Source organism: Paraburkholderia hayleyella (genome assembly GCF_009455685.1).
GTDB lineage: Bacteria > Pseudomonadota > Gammaproteobacteria > Burkholderiales > Burkholderiaceae > Paraburkholderia > Paraburkholderia hayleyella.
Genome location: NZ_QPES01000002.1, coordinates 373,024 through 392,202 on the forward strand (window position 1 = coordinate 373,024; position 19,179 = coordinate 392,202).

A 19,179-nucleotide genomic window follows, 5' to 3' on the forward strand; every position below is an offset into this window, starting at 1 on the left:
AGGAAGACAGAAGGGGCGAGGGAGGCGAAATATCGGAATGAGCGCAAACAGGTGGACTCAGGCGAGGCTGGACGCCGTGCTCAACCATGGTTCGCCTCTCGCCCGTGCGCTATTGGCTGTTAGCCGCCCCTGGATGAGCGGTATCGGTTTTTTGCCGTTTGCGCCTGGGTGAGTGCGCCTGTTTCCAGGCCGCCATGAAATCGCGCGCCCGCGCCGCGACCTCCGCTGCGTCCAGACCTGGCGTGTAGAGCGCGCTGCCCAGCCCGAAACCGCTGGCGCCCGCGGCCACAAAATCAGCTAGATGGCCTGGCGTGATCCCGCCCACCGGCAGCAATGCCGTGCTGGGGTGCAAGACAGCGCGCCAGGCTTTCAGCGTGCTGGGCCCGAGTTGTTCCGCGGGAAAAAGCTTCAGTGCATCAGCGCCTGCCGCGAGCGCGGCAAAAGCTTCCGTCGGCGTGGCCACGCCGGGGATCGCCACGAGCCCAGCCGCTTTGGCTGCGCGAATGACAGCCGGATCGCAGTGCGGCATGACGATGAGCCGGCCTCCCGCCTTGCGCAGCGGGATGACTTGTTCTGGCGCGAGAACCGTTCCTGCGCCCACGAGGCAATCTGCAGGCAAACAGGTGCTGAGCGTCTGGATGCTTTGCAGGGGCTCAGGCGAATTCAGCGGCACTTCAATCAGGCGGAACCCCTCGTCATATAAAACTTGGCCAATCGCACTGGCCTCGTGGGGAAGCACGCCCCGCAAAATAGCGATCAGTCCGTACAGGTTGAGTGCGTTGAGTGGGCTCAGTGCAGGTTCAGTCATGGCTAGATCCTTTATCGGTTGAGTGTGTTGGGCGCAGCCTGAGGTCGATCAATCCGGCCTGTTGCGCGACTTGCCAGAGTCCGCCCGCCGCAGCCTGTTCGGCGATTTCTGCGGGGGCGTAGCCGTAGAGCGTCAGCGCACGCTGATAACGGCGGCACAAGGCAGCGTTGCCCGCCAACACGATAGGCAGAGGGTTCGGCGAGGTTGCTGGCGGCAAGCTCGAGAGGGCTTGAAGGCCCGCCAGCTCATGACCGATCAGCAGCCCTGAGAGATAGTCAGCCTGTGCCTCCGGTCGCAGCGCGCCGGTCAATCCCAATGTGCGGCAACTGAAAAGTGTCGAGAGCAAACCCGCCTGGGTTACACCGGCGCGCATCACCTCGAGTCCCCGTGCGAATGCCGCATCGTCAGTCAGCGTTTCCGATGACATCGTGCGGCCGAGAATCGTGTGGTGGCGCAGCGCGGCGTAGACCTCGCCGGTCATGAACGTATCGAAATGCGTAATCCATGCAGGCCATGGACGAAGGCGGCACGCGTCGTGGCGGCTTTCCACCCGCACCCATTTGGAATGCGTGCCCGGCAAGCCAATCAGCAGATTGAGCGGTACGGTAGGCGAGCGCCCGTGCAGTGCGCCGATGACCTGGGTTTCCTCGCCCCGGATCACGTTGGGCAACAGCGAATGCTCGATCAAGCCAGGAATGACGTGGATGACCTTGCCCAGGGAAGTTTCGATGCGCGTGAGCTGCTGGCTGATTTGTGCGACATCGACCGGCAATGCCAGATAGGGGGCTTCGCGCCAGCCTTGCGCGCTGCCAATCATCCCGGCGGCAATCACGGGGAGCGCGGGTGCCGCGCTTAGCCAGGCGCCACAAACTGCAGCGAAAGCCTGTTCAAACGCCCGGGCGTTACCGCGCTCCGGCAACTGCATCAAGCCCCAGGGCAGATGGCGCTGCTCGATCACGGTGGCTTGTGCACCGAGCAAATACGCGCGCAAGGACGAGGTGCCCCAGTCCAGGGCGATGAGTTGCGCTTGAGGCGCGTGCATTTATTTATCCTGGTTCATGGGTGGATGGAAACCTCAGGGTTTCGTGATGACGCTGATGGCCTGTTTGCAACCTGTTTGCAACTTTTGTCGTGAACGGCCGGTATGGAACTAGACATGGCGCGAGACCGGCCTGAGCAGTTGGCTTCGTGACGCGATCCGCAAGCCGAGCATGCCGCCCAGCATGAGCGCGGCGGCGATCAGCAACAGCGCCGGATCATAGGAATGGGTGGTGTCCTTGATCCACCCCATCGCGGGTGGCAAGGCTAGCCCGGCAAGATTGGCCACCGCGTTAATCAGGGCGATCGACGCCGCAGCGGTCATGCCGGAGACGAATTCGGTTGTCAGCGCCCAGAACACGGGCGTCACAGCCCAGTTCAAGCCAATTGCCAGCACCAGCATCGCGTAGCGGGTAGGCACATGGCTGGCATACAGACAACTGGCGAGGAGCAGGCCGCTGCCTATCAGCGGAATGCCCAGATGCAACGTGCGTTCACCGGTCAGATCGGAATGATGTCCATTGGCATACATCAGCACGCAAGCCAGGAGGAAGGGCAGCGCGGAGAGGCTGGCGACGATGAAATTGGACTGGCCCGACAGGTTCTTGACCAGCAAGGGCAGAAACAGCGTGATACCAATCGTGCCAAAAGCCTGCAGCAACCAGAGGGCCGCCAGCGCCCAGACGGTGCGACTGCCGAACGCGGTTTTGAGTGCGCTTAATTCTGCAGCGAAGCCGGCTTCTGTTCTGCGTGCGGCCTCGTGGCGGGGCGTCTCCGCGGACAAGGCGCGGTTGAGCCATGCGCGTTGCGCGGGCGCAAGCCACGGTGCATCGTCGGGCCGCTCGGGCAGCCGGCGCAGCACAACCCAGCCTAGCAGCACAGCAGGAATGCCTTCAAGGAAGAACAGCCAGCGCCATCCCGCGAAACCCAGGCCGCCATGCAGCTCCAGCAAGACCCCTGACAGCGGTAAGCCGATCAGCGAGGCAAGCGCGGCTCCGATATAGAAAAACGACATCGCCCGGGCACGGTCGCTTGAGGGATACCAGCACGCAATGTAGTAAATGATGCCTGGCGTGAAGCCCGCTTCAGCAGCGCCCAGCAGCAGACGCATGACGTAAAACTGGGTGGGCGTCTGAATGAAGGCCATGCCCGCCGCGATGACGCCCCAGGTCAGCATGATGCGGGCAATCCAGCGGCGTGCGCCCACACGGGCCAGAACCAGATTGCCTGGCACCTCGAACAGGATGTACGTGACGTAAAACAGGCCTGCGCCGAGACCATACATTTGCACCGTCAAGCCTAAATCCACATTCATTTGCAGCGCGGCGACCGAGATGTTGGAGCGATCGATGTAAGCGACCAGGTACAGCAACATCAGGAAGGGAAGCAGGCGCCGGTTAATCCGTCCGAGGGTTGCGGCGTGCAATCCGTCCGCTTGCGAGGTCATGGGCTTTGTCTCCGTCAAAACGAGCACGGTGAGCGGCTCGCCTTTCTAACGATGCCTTCATGGCTGGCTGTTTTTGCGGTACATAGTTGTCCGCAATGATCGTCAGAGGAATGACTGTACTGACAGCCCCGTTGAGCGTCAATATATGAATGTCAATCCCAAAATGTGGGATTTTTAGGGCGGAAATGAACGGATTTGTGAAACACTCTGCTGCTTTTGTGCCCTTGATGCTGGAATAAAATGCCTGCCTGAATCACAGAACGAGACACGATCAAGATGACTAACGACATCAAGACAGACATGAATACAGACAGCAGCATGCCCATCGGGGTGCAAACGCTGCTGCGTGGTCTGGCGGTCGTGCATGCGGTGGCGGCAGGCGCGCGGGATCTGAAAGAAATCGCGCAAGCGCTCGGCACCACGCGCAGCACGACTCACCGTCTGACAGCCTGTCTGGTTCAGGAGCGCTATTTGCGCAACTTGCCAGGAACCGGCTATGTATTAGGTTCCCGTTTGATCGAACTGGGTTATCAGGCACGCGAGGCGATTTCCCTGCCAACCGTCGCCAGGCCATTTCTCCAGGCTCTGGCGCAAGCCACGGGCGACACTATCCATCTGGCTGTTCGGGAAGATGACGACGTGCTCTATCTGGACAAGATCCCCGGTCAGCGCGGGCTGGAGATGCGCTCCCGGATTGGGCTCCGGATGCCGGTGGCACGCACCGGAATCGGCAAGGCATTAATGCTGGGCCTCGGGGAAGGCGCGTGGCAAACGCTGCTGCAGACATCCGCCGAGCGTGCCACGACATCGGTGCCGTCGCAGCCCTGGAACATCTTTCTTATGGGTATGCAGCACTATGTGGCGGGGGGATATGCACTCGATCTGGAAGAAAACGAACCGTCCATCCGCTGCGTGGCCGCACCCATCCGCGATGCGACCGGCGAGATCGTTGCGGCCTTGAGCGTTTCGAGTACAGCTCCTTATATGTCCGACGAACGGATTCAGGAACTGATCCCGATGGTGATCGAAGCGGCAACAGGGATATCGAAAGAGCTGGGAGGAGAGGGTGCTGGCGGGCAAGCAGACGGCTTTTTTCGGGGCAGGCAGACAGCCCCCCGCCGAACCTCACAGCTATGAAATCCTTCTGGTACTCAACCCTGCTGCCATTTTGATGCAATCCGTAGTTCCATGTCGTGATGCTCTTGTACTAATTTTTTATTCTCTTCTGCGATTTTTGATTTTTCTTCAGTTAAACGGTCATTGACGTCTTTCAGTTGAGTAATGGTGCGTTCATTTTCTGCCGATTTTTTGGATAGCCTTTCGATCTCCATGTTTTTTTCTTCGATAGTGTGAAGCGCTGTGTCTTGATCCTGGTGAAAATCTTTAGTGATTGCGGCGAGAGATTTTTTCAGTTCCGATATTTCTTTCGATTTGCTTGAAATATCATTTTCATATCGAGCAGTGTCATTTTCATGTAATTGAAAAAGGCGAGTGGAATTTCCGCGAAGTTCGTTATATTCCTCTTCTGTTTTCTCAAGAAGATTATTTTGTTGCTCAAGCTTCTCGTGAAGTTTATCATTTTCAGCGTAAAGCTCATTAATTTCAATAGATTGCTTATTAATTGTTTTATTTTTATCCTGAAGTTCTTTTTTCATGGAATCTATATTTTTTGTAATTAAATTGAGAAAATCATCGTCCAGAATTTTGTTTTGATTTGTCTCGGGCTCTTCGTTGACGATTAACGAATTTTCAGATTGTTGTGGAACGATATTTTCTTCTTCTTCAATTTCAGGATGTGAGTATGAATTTTCTGCACCACGATTTAATAACCCTGAGACCTGATCCTCTTGCTCTGGGTTCAGTTGCATAAAATCAATCGTTTCATTTAAATCATGGTTTTTTAAATACGATATTTCCTGAGGACTTTCCTCGCTACCCGAAGTACTTGAAGTCAATTCATCATTGCTATTGCGCTTGATTGGGCTTATTGGAAAACTGATATCGTTTTTCTTATCGTGAATGATCACAGGCTTTTCGTTATCGGCCTGCGAATTTTCCGATTGTTCATCGCTGCTATCATCAGTATTCCCTTGGGAATATTCACTGAAATCCGAATCGCTATCATATCCTGAAGGGTATCCGCATGAACTTGATGTAGAATCAGAATCATTTTCCATGGAATCATCGTACTGTTCCTGCATTTCAGGCATTTCAGGGTTATCTTTATAATCTGTGGGGCACGGCCATAAATTCCCCAGAATATATTCGAAATTATTCGGGATAATATCTTCCTGATAAAAAGCACTTTTCCTGACGCGGGCTTCCAGATGCGCCAGGCGTTTCATGATAATTTGCCATTTTTTAAGCGCGTTTTCATCGCTTGTCATCGACTGCTTTGCCAGCCTTGCCATCATCAGGGTCAAGCGCACTTCATCGAGATCTGGATAACTTAAATCGAGATATTTTAAATCAAGCAGTTTGGTAATGTCATGCAATATACCGTTCAAATTATCTTTAGCTACAATGGATAATAATATTTTCTCGAAATTGCGGCTAGATTCAAGCAGTCCGGCATGAATTCCCTTTAAATTGACGACTGGTCTGTTCGCCATCCGGTAGGCTGCATCCAGCCATGACTTATCAATAAAAATGTTTTTTTCAGACAAGGCACGATAAATTGCGTATTGCAATTTATCGTTATTTAAATAAATGATTTGCCTGAGCAGATATCCGGCAACCGGATTTTTTTCATTCAGGAAAATAGCGACCAGCTGTTCTGTCGAAAAAGTCGACAGAAAATCAAATACCAGTTCAGGGGGCAAGGCATCGTGGTTATCCGCTGTCTTGAGAATCAGCGAGATAGCCGAGCTTTCGCCGCCACGCTCGCAATGACCCCAGACCTTGATGTGATCCTCTGGCAGGGAACCACGGGAATAGCCCGCAACAGGCTTTAGTTCACGGCCGGCCGCTGGAACGGTGGACTGTGCCTTTCTCACCGTGGCTTGTGGTGCGGCATGCGGTGCGGGTCTGGCCAACGCTTTAGCAACAGGCGGAGGAGCTGTCCGATTGAGCGGCCTTGAAATAGCCGGTTTTAATGCGGAATCAGGCGCTGCATTATTTTTCTGGCAGCTCTTGATCCACTTTTTCATTACCACACGAGAAAAATAAGGATTTTTTAAAATCTGCGGAAGAAGTGCTTGAACGTTACGCATCCAGTCATGGCCAAACTGATCCAGCGCTTTTTCAAGGTCCGCTTCGGTTAATGTTTCTTCATCTAGCTGTTGACGCAGGGCATTAACCTGTTTTGTATATTCGTGTCTGGGCACTCCATCGCCACCCGCACTGCATCCGGAATAAACTGGTGGTGATGTGTCTTTAGGTGGCTGTGGATTTTCTCTGGATTTTGATGATGTGGAGGAAACGGGAGCCTGCGTTATCTTCCTGTCTAATAAGCCAGTAAAGTATTCATCCTGATTGTCATTATCGGCTTTGTTATTTGAAGAGGAAGATAAGCGCTTAATGTCATTAAACTTCATGACGACTCCAGGTAAAAATTAAATCAGCGGAAAGTTTGACACTAAAACAAGATTAATATTTAATCAGGCTCAAACTGCTTGCAACGAAAAACATAAAACGGCTTTATTTATCTGGAAAAATTCTCAAATAAAACGCTCAAATGCGAGGTCAAGCCGAGGTAAAACAGGGTGTTGTTGCCATCGGATACCGTTCAGGCATGCTCCCTGGCTGTTCAGGGCTTAAGTAACATCGGCGGCAGAGTGAGTTCCATCACGCAAAAAATGCCTGTCCGAAGCGTTGGGACAGGCGCAATCAATCTCAGCCGAAGGTTGCCGCCAGCACCTGGGCCACGGCAGCCAGCATGTCATCGCGCATCTTTGCGTCTTGTTTGTGTTGAGTGAAATAAATCGCCAGCACAACCGGCGGTAAACCAGTGGGCCAAAGTACCGCGATATCGTTGGTGGTGCCGTAATCGCCCGTTCCAGTCTTGTCGGCGACCGGCCATGCTGCTGGAACCCCGGCACGAATGCGGGCATGACCTGTCGTATTGCCCCGCATCCAGTCATTCAGTTGTTGCCGCTGCGGTGCGCCCAGCACATCTCCCAGCACTAGCCGCTGCAGGCTTCGCGCCATGGCAGCGGGGCTTGAAGTATCGCGCGGGTCTCCTGGAACAGCGGTATTGAGTTCAGGCTCGATGCGATCCAGACGGAACGTGTCATCGCCTATCGCGCGGGCGAACGCGGTCACCGCCGCAGGCCCGCCGACAATGTTCAACAACAGGTTCGCCGCTGTGTTGTCGCTGTACTGCAGGGCAGCGGCGCACAGCGCGGCAACGTTCATGCCATTGCCCGCATGGGGCTGGGTGATGGGCGAATAGGCAACCAGATCGCCTGCGCCATAGAGAATGTGCTGCGTGAGGAGCCCCTCCGTTTGCCTGCTTCGGGCGAGAACCGCACCTATGAGCATCACCTTGAATGTGCTGCACAGCGGAAAGCGCTCGTCGGCACGGTAACTCAACAAGGTAGGGCCTGCTGTGGCGAGCGCGAAGACGCCAAGACGTCCGTTCGAGGCGCGCTCCAGTTCAGCCAGTGACGCATGCGCCGAGGCCAGTGACTCGTGATGGTGATTGTGTCTGGCAGCTTGATCTGTAGGCCGCGCAAGGACGCGGCCGGTGATAAAGGGTAATGACGCGGCAAGCGATGCGGCTGCAAGCAAGCATTTACGGCGAGTCAGGACGTTGTTCATGAGGGCTGAACCTGGCGAATGAAGCAAATCAGGATGAGGGGACGTTGAACCTTGAAACCTTGAATGCGCGTTGGCGCCAGAACCCGTCAGGCCGTGTCTGGCGTATCGCCGGGCTCGTCGTTGGGTGGGCCGGGCGTGTCAGAGGTGTCAGGTAAGGCATTCCAGCCCATCCGGTGCCGCTGAACCGTTTCACGGTGGCGTTCATCGTCTTCAGCATGCAGATAAAGGCTGGTCGTGTTCAGCGAAACATGGCCGAGATTGTCACGCACAGTCCGCAAATCCACACCACCATCGGCCATATGCGAGCCAGCGGTATGTCGCAGCCAGTGCGCCGAGGCCTGCTCCAGTTCGTCGGCCCGATCAGCGAACGCTAGCCCGCGCGATCTCAGCGAGCCTGCGGCATCGGCAAAAATACGCTTGATCGCGTCATGCACGGCTGAGCGCGATAAACAGCGCATGGCACCACTCAACGGAAGAATCAACGGCGTTTCTTCAGCACGCGTGGGCAGGGCGGACAAACCATGCGCGAGCCGATAACGGCTCATTTCGGCGATCAATTCAGCTGAAGCCGGCACGATGCGCACCTTGCTGCCTTTGCCGAGTGTTTCGAGCCACCACTGATGCTGCCCGTCAGCGCCAAGGCGGCGCATGAAATGCCCCATTTGGCCATTAGCGACTTCCGAAATCCGCATGCCCTGGAGATAGAACAGCGTGGCCAGCCAGCGGCTGCGTGCGGCATAGGCCCGCTCGCGTTCGCTGGCCTCGGGCAGTTGCGCGATGAAACATTTGACTTCGTCCCACAGCGAGGTGGAGAGATAACGCGTAATGCGCGGCGCAGAACGCTGGGTGCGCTGGCGCAACAGCGCCATCGGATTGCCTCGCAGATAACCGGCATGCACAAGCCAGGCGAACATCGCATTCAGAATAATCAGCGCCTGCCGCTGGCTGGCCACCGCAAGCGGGCCATTGAACGGCCGCCAGCGCGCATCGCCGCGCGGATATTTGCCCCCGGTGCTGGATACCCAGCGCGCAGCGGGTTGCGGATCGGCCAGAAAAGCCCGGTAGCGCAGCAAATCTTCATGGGTCAGCGACGACAGCGGTTTTTCCATGTGCGCCACGGCCCAGAGCAACAGACGCTCGGCCTCCTTGCGGTAATTGTCGAACGTGGTTTTGGTTTCGGCGTAATTGGCGAGCCACGCGCGAACCGCATCCAGATCGTTTTGCGCAGAAAGCTGGGAGTGAGCGTCGTCCGCACGGTTGGCCCCGTCGCGGCCATCGAGACGCTCGGGCAGGATCAATAACTCAACGGGGGCGATGGGCGTGAGCGCTGCAATGCTTGCGTTTGGCGTAACAGGCGGATTTGACACGGCGCAATGCCTCAAAAAGCAGGATTGAACGGATGAAGTGGCTTCGGCGGGCTGTTTTGGCTGCCCTCTGTAACACGACATTATAGTACTAATGTCGTGTTACAGAGGTGTCCAGCGGATTAAGTGTTAAATACTCAACGTTTTATGTTGTATTATTTTCATGCCGTTGCTGGCCATTCCAACTCAACTCCCTACCATGACTCTCGAAGCCGAAATCCAGACGCTGCGTGAACGGATCACCGACACCCAAACGCTTTACCGGGAAGTCTGCGCGCTCATGTTTTTCCGTTATGGCGAAACCCCGACCGCCAACAAGCTTTATCAACTGGTGCGCAAAGGCAGCATGAGTGCGCCAGCGAAAGCGCTCAAGGATTTTTGGGCGGACATGCGGGATAAAACCCGGATCGACGTTGGTCAGCCGGATTTGCCGTCCGAGGTGGCGACCGCTGCCGGCGAACTGGCCGCTACGCTCTGGCGGATGTCGAGCGAAACCGCCGCCGAAGGCCTGGCCGCTTTTCGCCAGGACGCGCAGCAAGAGGTCGAGATCGCCCGCAAAGCTGCGCTCGAGGCCACGCAACAACGCCAGGCTGCCGAAGCCTCCGCCATACAGGCAGCACAGGCCACAGCAGACGCTCAGCGGCGTCTGGCCGAGCTGAATGCGCATCGGGTGGAACAGCAAACCGAAAATACGATGCTGCGCGAACAGTTGATAGAAGCCAAACAGGAAACATCAGCCGCCGCAGCGGCACTGGCTGAAGCGCGACGGGATTTTGCGGGAGAACTGGAAAAGCTGCGCCAGTCGCTCAGCCAGAATGAACAGCGGCTCGCCGCCGCGGAACGGCGCGCACTGCTTGAAATAGAAAGTGAGCGGGCCAAAACACAGCGGACCCAGGCTGAAATGGCGCGGCGTGAAACCGCGCATCAGGCAGAACGAGACCAGTTGCAAGACGATCTCGCCCGTATCCAGTCGCTTTTGCACATGGCAAAAGCGCACGGCGCCAGCCTGGAAAACCGGCTTGCACTCGAAACGGCGGCGCTAGCCGGACAACAGGCCCAGGCCGATTTGCTGCGGCGGCAACTGGATAAATTCACCGATGAACTCGCGCGGCGTTCTGCGCTAAAGATGCCGAAGGTCATGCGCCGCCGGGTGCCACAGGTACGCGTAAAGGGAGGTTGAGGGCCAAAAACGACTTGTGTCTAGACTTGGGTTTAATCTCATATATGGCTCCATCGGGCACTTTATAATTGCGCCGCACATAGCGTCCTAACGTCCCGAACGCAATCTGATGGTTATTGTCCGAAAACACGCGAAGTGACATTGACGACGTTTAATCACCGGGACAAAGGCAACCATCAATGCCGCGATCGAGAGGCTGCCTGGCGACTCCGATACCAAACCTGGAATCAGTTCTCGTGGACATTCATACCAAGCTTCTATGCGTGTTATTGGCCACGATGCCGCTTTCCACATCGGCTGAAAGCATCGCGCTTGAAACACGTCGGCCCGACAATTTCGTGGATGTGAAAAGGGTCATGCCACAGATTCAAACGGACATGCGGTATGTTACAGACCACAATTTCGTCGGTCGCAAGATTGATGGCTATCAGGCGCCGAATTGCCTTTTGACTCAGCCCGCGGCGCAGGCGCTTAAGAATGTCGAGGAACGATTGCTGCCGATGGGCCTGACCTTAAAAGTTTACGATTGCTACCGGCCGCAAACTGCTGTCAATGATTTCGCCAGATGGGCCAAGGAACTCGAGAACACCAGGATGCGCACTGAGTTTTATTCAGCGGTCGATAAGAGTCTCTTGTTTAGCGAGGGTTATATTGCCTATCAGTCGGGCCATAGCCGCGGCAGTACCATGGACTTGACGATCGTGCCACTCGGCAGCCCAATTCCAGCCTACGACAAGGCGCGAAGCCAGATGAAGTGCACTGCACCCGCGTCGCAACGTACCCCCGATAACAGTCTGGACATGGGGACCGGCTTTGACTGCTTTAGCCCGGTAGCGCATCCGGACTATCAGGATATCCCGGCCCAGGCGAAAGCCAATCGACTGTTACTACAATCTTTAATGGTTCAGGCTGGCTTTAAGCCACTGGACACTGAGTGGTGGCACTTTACCTTGATCAACGAACCCTACCCAGACACCTATTTTGATTTCCCGGTGGAACAGCAGTTAGGGATGCAGTAAGAAGTGAACCGGCCAGGCCGTTGAGACGTGACACGACTCTCCCCATTTGGCCACGACCACGACCACGTCCACGTTATTGCTCCCCGAACCCCTTATACAAAATGTCAATGAAAAGAGAATTCCCAGCCCTTCTTACCCGCAACCAGCCAATGCGTCAGTCCAATTCGATTGAGAAATACCTCATCGTGTGACACCACCATCAGGGTTCCCCGATACTGATTGAGCAAAGACTCTAGTGCATACAGAGAGGAAAAATCCAGATGATTGCCCGGTTCGTCGAGTAGTAAAAAGCTGGCGGGCGACTCGGCATAAATCACTGTTGCCAGCGCGGCTTTAAGCTGTTCGCCGCCGCTGAGTTTGCTACAGGGCAGTGACGCCCGGGTTGCATCTAATCCGAGCTGGGCAAGCTGCATACGCAGTTGGGGTTCGCCTGCCTGAGTGTTCACCGCCAGAAGTTGCTCGAGAACCGTTTTTTGTGGGTCCAGAATGGAAAGCTGCTGGTCAAGATAAGCCGTTTTAACCCAGACCTCACCATGACCCGACTCCAGCGGCAACAGGCCCGCTAATACTTTTAACAACGTCGATTTACCGCAGCCGTTTGAACCGACAACTCCAATCCGCTGGCCACCGTTAATGGTCAGCGTTATCTGGCTAAAAGGTGCAGGGGCAAAGGGTAAAACGGCATCGGTCAATGTGGCCACATTCTGTGGCAATGCCCTGAATGAGGAGAGTGAGTGCATGACGATAGCTGTTGATGCCTCAATTTCCTTTGCTGCCTGCTGAACCTGCTGGTGGAGTTGCGCCCGCGCCTGGGCCTGCTGTTTTACCAGCTTGCCTGTCGAGGCCTCGCTACGGCTTTTTTGACGGCTCAACAGTAGCTTTGCCTGATTAGCCTCTTTGCCCTGACGATAGCCACGAGACTGACGTTTTTCGAGCCGTTCACGCTGCTCACGTAAAGCTTGCTCTTCTCGCTTGTGCCCGGTTTTGAGGCGCTCAAGGTTTTGCGCGGCGACGACTGTCTCTTGCGCTTTCATCTGCTGATATAAATCATAGTTGCCGCCGTAGTTGCGTAAACCGAGCGACGATAATTCGACAATCCGTTCCATCTGTTGCAACAGCTTTCGATCATGGCTGATGACCAGCAGGCCATGCGGCCATTGTTGCAGTTGCTGCATCAACGCTAATCGGCTGGCAGCATCCAGATGGTTGGTTGGCTCATCAAGAATAAGAAAATCCGCCTCCGATAACGTCGCGCCAGTCAGTGCCACCCGCATTGCTTCCCCGCCGCTCAGTCGGTTGACCGCTGATTCTGGCGCAAGGTAGCCCAATCCCGCAGACTCAAGCTGCGTTTGCAAGCGTTGGCGAATGTCCCAACCGTCACCGACAAGATCAAAATCAGCCGGGTCGGCGCTTCCTGCTTCAATGCGTTTTAGCGCGGCTAGCTGGGCGTCGACTCCCGCCAGCATCGCAACGTTATGGTAGTGCCGAGGTAACAGATGCTGCGCCAGATACCTGACGCGACCTGAGCAACGACGCTGGCCGGAAGTTGGTGTAAGCAGACCAGCCAGTATCTTGGCCAGCAGGCTCTTACCGACACCATTGTTCCCCACCAGTCCGGTGTGGTGATGGTCAAATTGTTCAGTGAGTTCGGAGAAAAGCGGTTTGCCGTCAGGCAATATAAAAGAAACGTGTTCCAGTGTGAGAATGGGATTCGTCATGCGATAACCTTGAAATTAATGCACCAGAACAACTCCCGGAAGGAGCTGCATGAAGGCTGCCTGAGATGGCAGCGGGCATTAATTAATTGCGCATCGGACGAACGCCTGACATGAAACGTAAAAGAGACCTAATTATAAAATTTCAGGTTTTCAACTGTCAAACTCAGCCCTCTAAAAACACTCGGCGCTCCAGCACGGCACTGCAAATGTTTGGCAAACGGCCAGACATCAAGGTAAAGCCTGCTTGAGTTTAAGCTTGAGCACACGCGTTCACCCCTTGCCTGCGCCAATACCCAATACGTTACGTTGACAGTCCAGGGGCGGGTTGAGTTAGCATCTACCCAACTATCATTGGGTGAACGAAAAAATAATGCGAATGAAAAAATCAAGATCCCGTCATCTGCTCATGGGGTTGATCTCCCTCACGCTATTGAACGGATGTTCGTCGGATGTCGATAACACGACCCTCGAAATGCAGGCAAATAGCATCGTCGAGAAGATGTCGACCCGCGAAAAGGTTGGCCAGAAAATCATGATGGCATTCCGCTACTGGTGCTCCGACGCTCAGCCTGATTGCACGAGCGGCATGACTGAATTTCCAGATGCCGCCGGCAACGCGTTGCGGGACAACGGGATCGGTGGCGTCATTCTGTTCTCGAACAACCTGATTGGCATTGAGCAAACCCAACGGCTGATCAGCAAGATCAAGCGCTCGGTGCCTCAGGACCAACCGGTTGGCCTGCTCATCGGAACCGATGAAGAAGGCGGCAACGTGTTCCGCCTGCCGCGTATCGAAGCGACGTCGATGCCTGGGAACATGGCGCTTGGGGCAGCGTATGAGGCGACGCAAGATAGCCGGCTTGCTTACGACGAAGGCCGCGTACTCGCAGCTGAAATCGCAGCGACAGGATTCAATGTCAACTTCGCACCGGATGTGGATGTCAACAGCAACCCGCTTAATCCGGTTATCAACGTTCGTTCTTATGGTGACGACCCGGCCACGATCAGCCTTCTGGGCCGCCGCGCCGCGCAAGGTATGGCAAGCCAGGGCGTGATCGGTACGTTCAAGCACTTTCCAGGCCATGGGGACACCACCACGGATTCCCATTATGGCTTGCCTGTCGTCAACAAATCGCGCGCCGATGCTTATGCCATTGATCTCGCGCCATACCGGCAGGCCATTGTGTCTGGAGAGGTTCCAGACATGATCATGACGGCACATATCCAGTATCCCGCACTCGATGACACGCACATTACGACCCGGACGGGCGAACAGATGATCGTGCCCGCCACAATGTCCAGAAAGATCCAGCACGATATCTTGCGCGACGAGCTGGGTTATCGGGGCGTTACGATCACCGATGCGCTGGATATGAAGGGGATTGCGGATTTCTTTGAGCAGGCTGACGCCGTTATCAGGATTTTTCAGGCGGATGTCGATATCGCCCTCATGCCTGTGGAGTTTCGCACAGAGGCTGACGCAGGCCGACTCACGGCGCTGGTGGACCGGGTAACCGCTGCAGTTGAAGCAGGCCAGATCAACCGCGCGGAACTCGAGCGTTCGGTGAGCCGGATTGTGCAGATGAAGCTGCGCAACGGCGTTACGCCGAATGGCCGGGGTCATCCGGTACCCGATCTGGCGTCGATCGGCAGCCCCGAGCACCGGGCGATCGAGCACGATATCACGCAAAAATCCATCACGTTGTTACACAACGCGAACGCGACCTTGCCGTTGCAGGCGCAAGGCAAAAGGATCTTCATTTTGACGCCATGGGGCGAGCAGGCAGAGGCGATGCGCCGCCGCTTCGCCGAACTGGGCTATCCGCTTGTGACGGGCGCAAAGCTGAGCAATACGCCGTGGCCTATCCAGAAACAGGCTATCGACATGGCGGACATCGTGATCGTCGGCACGCTGTCCTCCGGTGTGACGCCCGTCGAACGCAACGGCGATCCAGATGCACCCACGGTACGGCAGCAGCTTCTTGCGATGCGGCAGCCATCAGCGATGAGCGGAATTGAAGGTTCCCTGGTTTTCAACGTCGATGACGATCGTCCGGCTTCCACCGCTCACGCAAGTATTCTGCGCGGGCTGCAGGCTGCCGCTCCCAGTGAGGCTCAGCAGTTGCGCTATGCAATGGAATATGCGAAGGCCGCGCGGAAAACGCTGATCCATGTGTCGATGCGCGCCCCATATGACGTCGTTACTTATGACGATATCGCCGATGCAACGCTGGCTACCTACTCGTACTACGGGTATGAAGGGGGGCTGCGCGGCCCATCAATGCCCGTTGCGGTCGATGTGATGCTGGGTGTACAACGCCCGGTGGGGAAACTACCAGTCGTCATCCATGCACAGAATGCCGATGGGACGCTAGGTCCGCTACGTTATCCGCGTGGTTTCGGCTTGCAGTATTGAGCCGCATGCAAAAAGAGAATTGACCCGTGCACCGGCTTCAAAATTGAGGCCGGCCACCTTTTATTGCCCCTGCTGACGAAGAATAAACCCGGACGCTTACTCATTCTCGTCGAGGTAATGCCCCAACCGAACCTGCTTGGTCCGTATGTAATGCGCATTTTGCGATCGCGCCGGAATGGCTAGCGCCACCCGCTCGCAGACGGGGATACCGTGCCGGGCCAGCGTATCGAATTTTTCCGGGTTATTGCTCATCAGACGCACTGAAGTCACATTGAGCATGCGCAAGATCGCCGCCGCCGAATCATATTCGCGCGCGTCGTCGGGCAAACCCAGTTCAAGATTGGCATCGACCGTATCCCGCCCCTGTTCTTGCAGCGCATAGGCACGAATCTTGTTGCTCAGGCCGATACCCCGCCCTTCGTGTCCCCGCATGTAGAGCAGCACGCCCTGACCTTCCGCCGCGATATAGCGCAACGCCAGATCAAGCTGCTCACCGCAATCGCAGCGATAGGAGCCGAACACGTCACCCGTTAGACATTCGGAATGCAGACGCACTAGCACCGAATTTTGATGTGCCACATCGCCCATCACGAGGACAAGATGCTCCGCCCCACCGTCCGGCACGCGAAATACAAACGAAGTAAAGGTGCCGTAACGCGTGGGAAGCTGGGCCGTAGCATCAAGGACGACACCTGTGTCGGAAGGCTCGCCTGTTTCGGGCGGTAAATCATGAAAACTAGGCATAAGGTGTGATGCAAGGGCTGAAAAAACCGCTTGTGCAGCGGGAAGCTGAACAATATATGAGTCTAGCGCTAATCATGACTGAGCGTTCGGCCTCAAACGGTAGCAGACGTCTACAAGCAAGTGAATGCCGTAAAACGAATCGCGTCCATTATCCGCGCGCTTTATACTGAAACTCCCAGTGCCCGCTCATAATCGCCGTAACATCGGGTAACGCATCGACGCGTGGCAAAGCGGGATAGCGCGAAACAACGGCCTGTCGATACTACGACAGGCCGTACCGTTAGAAGGAGCACATTAATGACAAGCGTTGCACAAGTTTTGAAATCGAAATCAGACGCTACAACGGTCTATACCATTGCCGCGTCAGATTCCGTATTCGATGCGGTCAAACTCATGGCGGAAAAGCAGATTGGCGCACTGGTTGTCACTGAGGGGGAAGCAATCGTCGGCATCGTCACAGAACGTGACTACGCTCGCAAGGTGGTGTTGCTTGACCGCGCCTCCAAGGCGACTGCGGTGCGCGATATCATGAGCCGCGCCGTTCGCTTTGTCCGGCTGACTGAAACCACCGATGACTGCATGGCGCTCATGACCGAGCGGCGCATGCGCCATTTGCCAGTGATTGACCAGGACCGGCTGGTAGGCATGGTATCAATTGGGGATCTGGTGAAAAACATCATTGCCGAGCAACAGTTCACAATCCAGCAACTGGAACACTACATCAAGGGTGGTGAGCGGACCTGAACCTGAAGCCTCGTATCTGGCGCACCTCTCAACGCTGCAAAACGAACTCGATACGCCCGGAAACCGGAGCGTATCGGGCTCGTTTGATTAACGACCGTGAATCACCGTGAAATAACTGAAAACTGAAGGCCAGGCTGAAATCAAGGCGTGAAATCAGTGCCCAAAATAAACCGCCTGGGCCGGTGCCGCGGAGGTCGCCGCCGCGCCCGCTTGCGACGAGCCACTCATGGATGCGCCATAACCACTTGTATTGGCCACGCCGGGGTGCCCCAAAGACGCGAGACGCCCGCTTGCGGCCTGAAGCCGGGCAGGATAGGTGGTGTTATCGCCCGCTGTTGCAGGGTTGTAACCCGCCTGTTCGAGCTGGACGAGCTCCGCACGAACCTGAGCGCGCGTGAGCGGCTGGCTGGTCTGGGCAAATGAAGCGATTGGCGTAGCCAGAATAGTTGCGATAGCCACAGCTTGAAGAAGCGATTTCATGATGACCTACCTTCAGAGTGTTGGGTATTCCTTGCCCTCGCATCGGGTACAGCGGGGCAAGTGAGTGACTGAAGTGTAGCCAGCAGGATTAAGACGAAAAACCCTTGATTTACAGAAAAATAGTTACAAAATTTGAAACAATAAGCGATTATGGAGAATATAAAAACCGAACCCCATTATTTAATCGCAATAATCAACGTGTTTTTATAGTAAAAATGTCATTGGGCAAACCGGTTTGAATGTACGCGCCGCGACTCATTTTGTCCGCGGCCATCGCCCTGCTCATCCACCGTCATTAATTTTCGAATTGTCGTCGCAGCTCGCGCGCGATCACAATCTGCTGGATCTGGGTCGTGCCTTCATAGATGCGAAACAGGCGCACATCACGATAAAACCGCTCGATTCCATATTCGCTCATATAGCCTGCGCCGCCGAAAATCTGCACTGCCCGGTCCGCGACCCGGCCACACATTTCACTGGCGAACATCTTGGCGCAAGATGCCTCGCTCGTGGTTCGCAGGCCCGCATCACGGCGCCGGGCGGCATCCACGATCATGCAGCGCGCGGCGTAAATTTCAGCCTGGCTGTCAGCCAGCATCGCCTGAATCAGTTCGAAATCAATAATCGGCCGGCCAAACTGCTTACGCTCCAGCGCGTATCGCACGGCATCGCGCAACATGCGTTGCGCGGCGCCTGTCGCCACTGCTGCAATATGCAACCGGCCCTTGTCGAGCACTTTCATTGCCGTGCGAAACCCCACCCCTTCCTTGCCGCCGATCAGGCCCGCTAACGGCACACGACAATTGTCGAAAATCACATCGCAGGTATGCGCGCCCTTTTGCCCCATCTTTTTGTCGATCTTGCCCAGCGTCAGCCCCGGCGTGCCCGCTTCAACGAGAAACGCGGAAATGGCCTCCGCCCCCTTGCCCGCTGGATCGGTACGCGCCATGACCGTGAAAAGCCCCGCCTCGGGGGCATTGGTGATAAATCGTTTGGTGCCATTCAACACATAATGATCGCCATCGCGTCGCGCCGTGGTGCGCAACGATGCGGCATCCGAGCCTGCCTCGGGTTCTGTCAGGCAGAACGCACCAATCAGCTCGCCCGAGGCAAGACGCGGCAAATACTGGGCTTTTTGTTCAGGGGTGCCGTCGTTCACGATGCCCGTCGAGCCTATGCCATTGTTGCTTCCCACTGCCGAGCGAAAGGCCGGCGAGGTCTGGCCCAGTTCGAACGCAGCCAGCACTTCTTCTTCCATCGTCAGGCCCAGACCGCCATACTCCTCAGGCAAACACAGGCCGAACAACCCCAGATCTTTCATTTCCTGTAGCAGCGCTGGGGGAATCTGATCTGTTTCAGCGACGAGCGCTTCATTCGGTACGAGCCGCTCGCGCACGAAACGGGCAATGCTGTCGAGCAGCAGGTTCAGCGTTTCTTCACTACGAATCACGGACGCTCCT

Annotated in this window: 15 protein-coding genes; 5 read left to right on the forward strand and 10 right to left on the reverse strand. The window is 55.7% G+C overall.

Annotated features, from left to right (window positions below; genetic code table 11):
* Positions 1 to 109: 109 nt before the first annotated feature.
* From GH657_RS16035 to GH657_RS16045, 3 genes are all read right to left on the reverse strand, one after another.
* A complete protein-coding gene (locus tag GH657_RS16035; RefSeq protein ID WP_153102032.1) occupies positions 110 to 808 on the reverse strand; it encodes a 2-dehydro-3-deoxy-6-phosphogalactonate aldolase in 699 nt (232 codons plus the stop codon).
* A complete protein-coding gene (locus GH657_RS16040) occupies positions 801 to 1,850 on the reverse strand; it encodes a 2-dehydro-3-deoxygalactonokinase (protein WP_153102033.1) in 1,050 nt (349 codons plus the stop codon). The genes GH657_RS16035 and GH657_RS16040 overlap by 8 nt, the downstream gene beginning before the upstream one ends.
* A gap of 108 nt (positions 1,851 to 1,958) precedes the next feature.
* Positions 1,959 to 3,293 carry an MFS transporter gene (locus GH657_RS16045; RefSeq protein ID WP_153102034.1) on the reverse strand — a complete coding sequence of 445 codons (1,335 nt, stop codon included), beginning with the start codon at positions 3,291 to 3,293 and terminating at the stop codon, positions 1,959 to 1,961.
* Positions 3,294 to 3,569: 276 nt separating this feature from the next.
* On the opposite strand from GH657_RS16045, the gene GH657_RS16050 reads away from it, so the two are divergent.
* Complete coding sequence (locus GH657_RS16050; protein ID WP_220094867.1) at positions 3,570 to 4,430, forward strand: IclR family transcriptional regulator; 861 nt, start codon at positions 3,570 to 3,572, stop codon at positions 4,428 to 4,430.
* A 14-nt stretch (positions 4,431 to 4,444) separates the two neighbouring features.
* On the opposite strand, the gene GH657_RS16055 is transcribed toward GH657_RS16050, so the two are convergent.
* The 3 genes from GH657_RS16055 to GH657_RS16065 all read right to left on the reverse strand — a co-directional run bounded on the left by GH657_RS16055 (position 4,445) and on the right by GH657_RS16065 (position 9,421).
* Positions 4,445 to 6,829, reverse strand: coding sequence for a Rad50 family protein (locus GH657_RS16055; protein WP_153102035.1), 2,385 nt, complete (start codon positions 6,827 to 6,829; stop codon positions 4,445 to 4,447).
* 298 nt (positions 6,830 to 7,127) lie between these two features.
* Positions 7,128 to 8,054 (reverse strand): class A beta-lactamase, encoded by a 927-nt coding sequence (gene bla / locus GH657_RS16060; RefSeq protein WP_153102036.1) that lies wholly within the window; start codon positions 8,052 to 8,054, stop codon positions 7,128 to 7,130.
* A gap of 86 nt (positions 8,055 to 8,140) precedes the next feature.
* Positions 8,141 to 9,421 carry a tyrosine-type recombinase/integrase gene (locus tag GH657_RS16065; protein WP_246174197.1) on the reverse strand — a complete coding sequence of 427 codons (1,281 nt, stop codon included), beginning with the start codon at positions 9,419 to 9,421 and terminating at the stop codon, positions 8,141 to 8,143.
* A 196-nt stretch (positions 9,422 to 9,617) separates the two neighbouring features.
* On the opposite strand from GH657_RS16065, the gene GH657_RS16070 reads away from it, so the two are divergent.
* Together GH657_RS16070 and GH657_RS16075 are read left to right on the forward strand one after the other, a co-directional pair.
* Positions 9,618 to 10,598 carry a DNA-binding protein gene (locus GH657_RS16070; RefSeq protein WP_174770005.1) on the forward strand — a complete coding sequence of 327 codons (981 nt, stop codon included), beginning with the start codon at positions 9,618 to 9,620 and terminating at the stop codon, positions 10,596 to 10,598.
* A 236-nt stretch (positions 10,599 to 10,834) separates the two neighbouring features.
* Entirely contained in the window at positions 10,835 to 11,617 is a 783-nt protein-coding gene (locus tag GH657_RS16075; protein ID WP_220094868.1) for a M15 family metallopeptidase, read from the forward strand.
* Between the two features lie 104 nt (positions 11,618 to 11,721).
* On the opposite strand, the gene GH657_RS16080 is transcribed toward GH657_RS16075, so the two are convergent.
* Complete coding sequence (locus GH657_RS16080; RefSeq protein WP_153102039.1) at positions 11,722 to 13,335, reverse strand: ABC-F family ATP-binding cassette domain-containing protein; 1,614 nt, start codon at positions 13,333 to 13,335, stop codon at positions 11,722 to 11,724.
* Positions 13,336 to 13,711: 376 nt separating this feature from the next.
* Here GH657_RS16080 and GH657_RS16085 point away from each other — a divergent pair, with 376 nt between their 5' ends.
* Positions 13,712 to 15,751 (forward strand): glycoside hydrolase family 3 protein, encoded by a 2,040-nt coding sequence (locus tag GH657_RS16085; protein WP_425495763.1) that lies wholly within the window; start codon positions 13,712 to 13,714, stop codon positions 15,749 to 15,751.
* Between the two features lie 96 nt (positions 15,752 to 15,847).
* Here the strand turns inward: GH657_RS16085 and ribA are convergent, their stop codons facing one another.
* Entirely contained in the window at positions 15,848 to 16,495 is a 648-nt protein-coding gene (ribA, locus tag GH657_RS16090) for a GTP cyclohydrolase II (RefSeq protein WP_153102040.1), read from the reverse strand.
* A 297-nt stretch (positions 16,496 to 16,792) separates the two neighbouring features.
* On the opposite strand from ribA, the gene GH657_RS16095 reads away from it, so the two are divergent.
* Positions 16,793 to 17,239 carry a CBS domain-containing protein gene (locus GH657_RS16095; protein WP_153102041.1) on the forward strand — a complete coding sequence of 149 codons (447 nt, stop codon included), beginning with the start codon at positions 16,793 to 16,795 and terminating at the stop codon, positions 17,237 to 17,239.
* A 153-nt stretch (positions 17,240 to 17,392) separates the two neighbouring features.
* Here the strand turns inward: GH657_RS16095 and GH657_RS16100 are convergent, their stop codons facing one another.
* Positions 17,393 to 17,719 carry a DUF4148 domain-containing protein gene (locus GH657_RS16100; protein ID WP_153102042.1) on the reverse strand — a complete coding sequence of 109 codons (327 nt, stop codon included), beginning with the start codon at positions 17,717 to 17,719 and terminating at the stop codon, positions 17,393 to 17,395.
* 295 nt (positions 17,720 to 18,014) lie between these two features.
* The gene (locus tag GH657_RS16105) at positions 18,015 to 19,169 is read right to left on the reverse strand and encodes an acyl-CoA dehydrogenase family protein (protein WP_153102043.1); all 1,155 of its coding nucleotides are present in this window, start codon (positions 19,167 to 19,169) and stop codon (positions 18,015 to 18,017) included.
* Positions 19,170 to 19,179 lie beyond the last annotated feature (10 nt).

Coding starts and splice junctions, on each gene's coding strand:
- GH657_RS16050 (WP_220094867.1), top strand. CDS start 3,570: ATGACTAACGACATCAAGACAGACATGAATACAGACAGCAGCATGCCC.
- GH657_RS16045 (WP_153102034.1), bottom strand. CDS start 3,293: ATGACCTCGCAAGCGGACGGATTGCACGCCGCAACCCTCGGACGGATT.
- GH657_RS16055 (WP_153102035.1), bottom strand. CDS start 6,829: ATGAAGTTTAATGACATTAAGCGCTTATCTTCCTCTTCAAATAACAAA.
- GH657_RS16040 (WP_153102033.1), bottom strand. CDS start 1,850: ATGCACGCGCCTCAAGCGCAACTCATCGCCCTGGACTGGGGCACCTCG.
- bla (WP_153102036.1), bottom strand. CDS start 8,054: ATGAACAACGTCCTGACTCGCCGTAAATGCTTGCTTGCAGCCGCATCG.
- GH657_RS16100 (WP_153102042.1), bottom strand. CDS start 17,719: ATGAAATCGCTTCTTCAAGCTGTGGCTATCGCAACTATTCTGGCTACG.
- GH657_RS16095 (WP_153102041.1), top strand. CDS start 16,793: ATGACAAGCGTTGCACAAGTTTTGAAATCGAAATCAGACGCTACAACG.
- GH657_RS16080 (WP_153102039.1), bottom strand. CDS start 13,335: ATGACGAATCCCATTCTCACACTGGAACACGTTTCTTTTATATTGCCT.
- GH657_RS16085 (WP_425495763.1), top strand. CDS start 13,712: ATGAAAAAATCAAGATCCCGTCATCTGCTCATGGGGTTGATCTCCCTC.
- GH657_RS16035 (WP_153102032.1), bottom strand. CDS start 808: ATGACTGAACCTGCACTGAGCCCACTCAACGCACTCAACCTGTACGGA.
- GH657_RS16070 (WP_174770005.1), top strand. CDS start 9,618: ATGACTCTCGAAGCCGAAATCCAGACGCTGCGTGAACGGATCACCGAC.
- ribA (WP_153102040.1), bottom strand. CDS start 16,495: ATGCCTAGTTTTCATGATTTACCGCCCGAAACAGGCGAGCCTTCCGAC.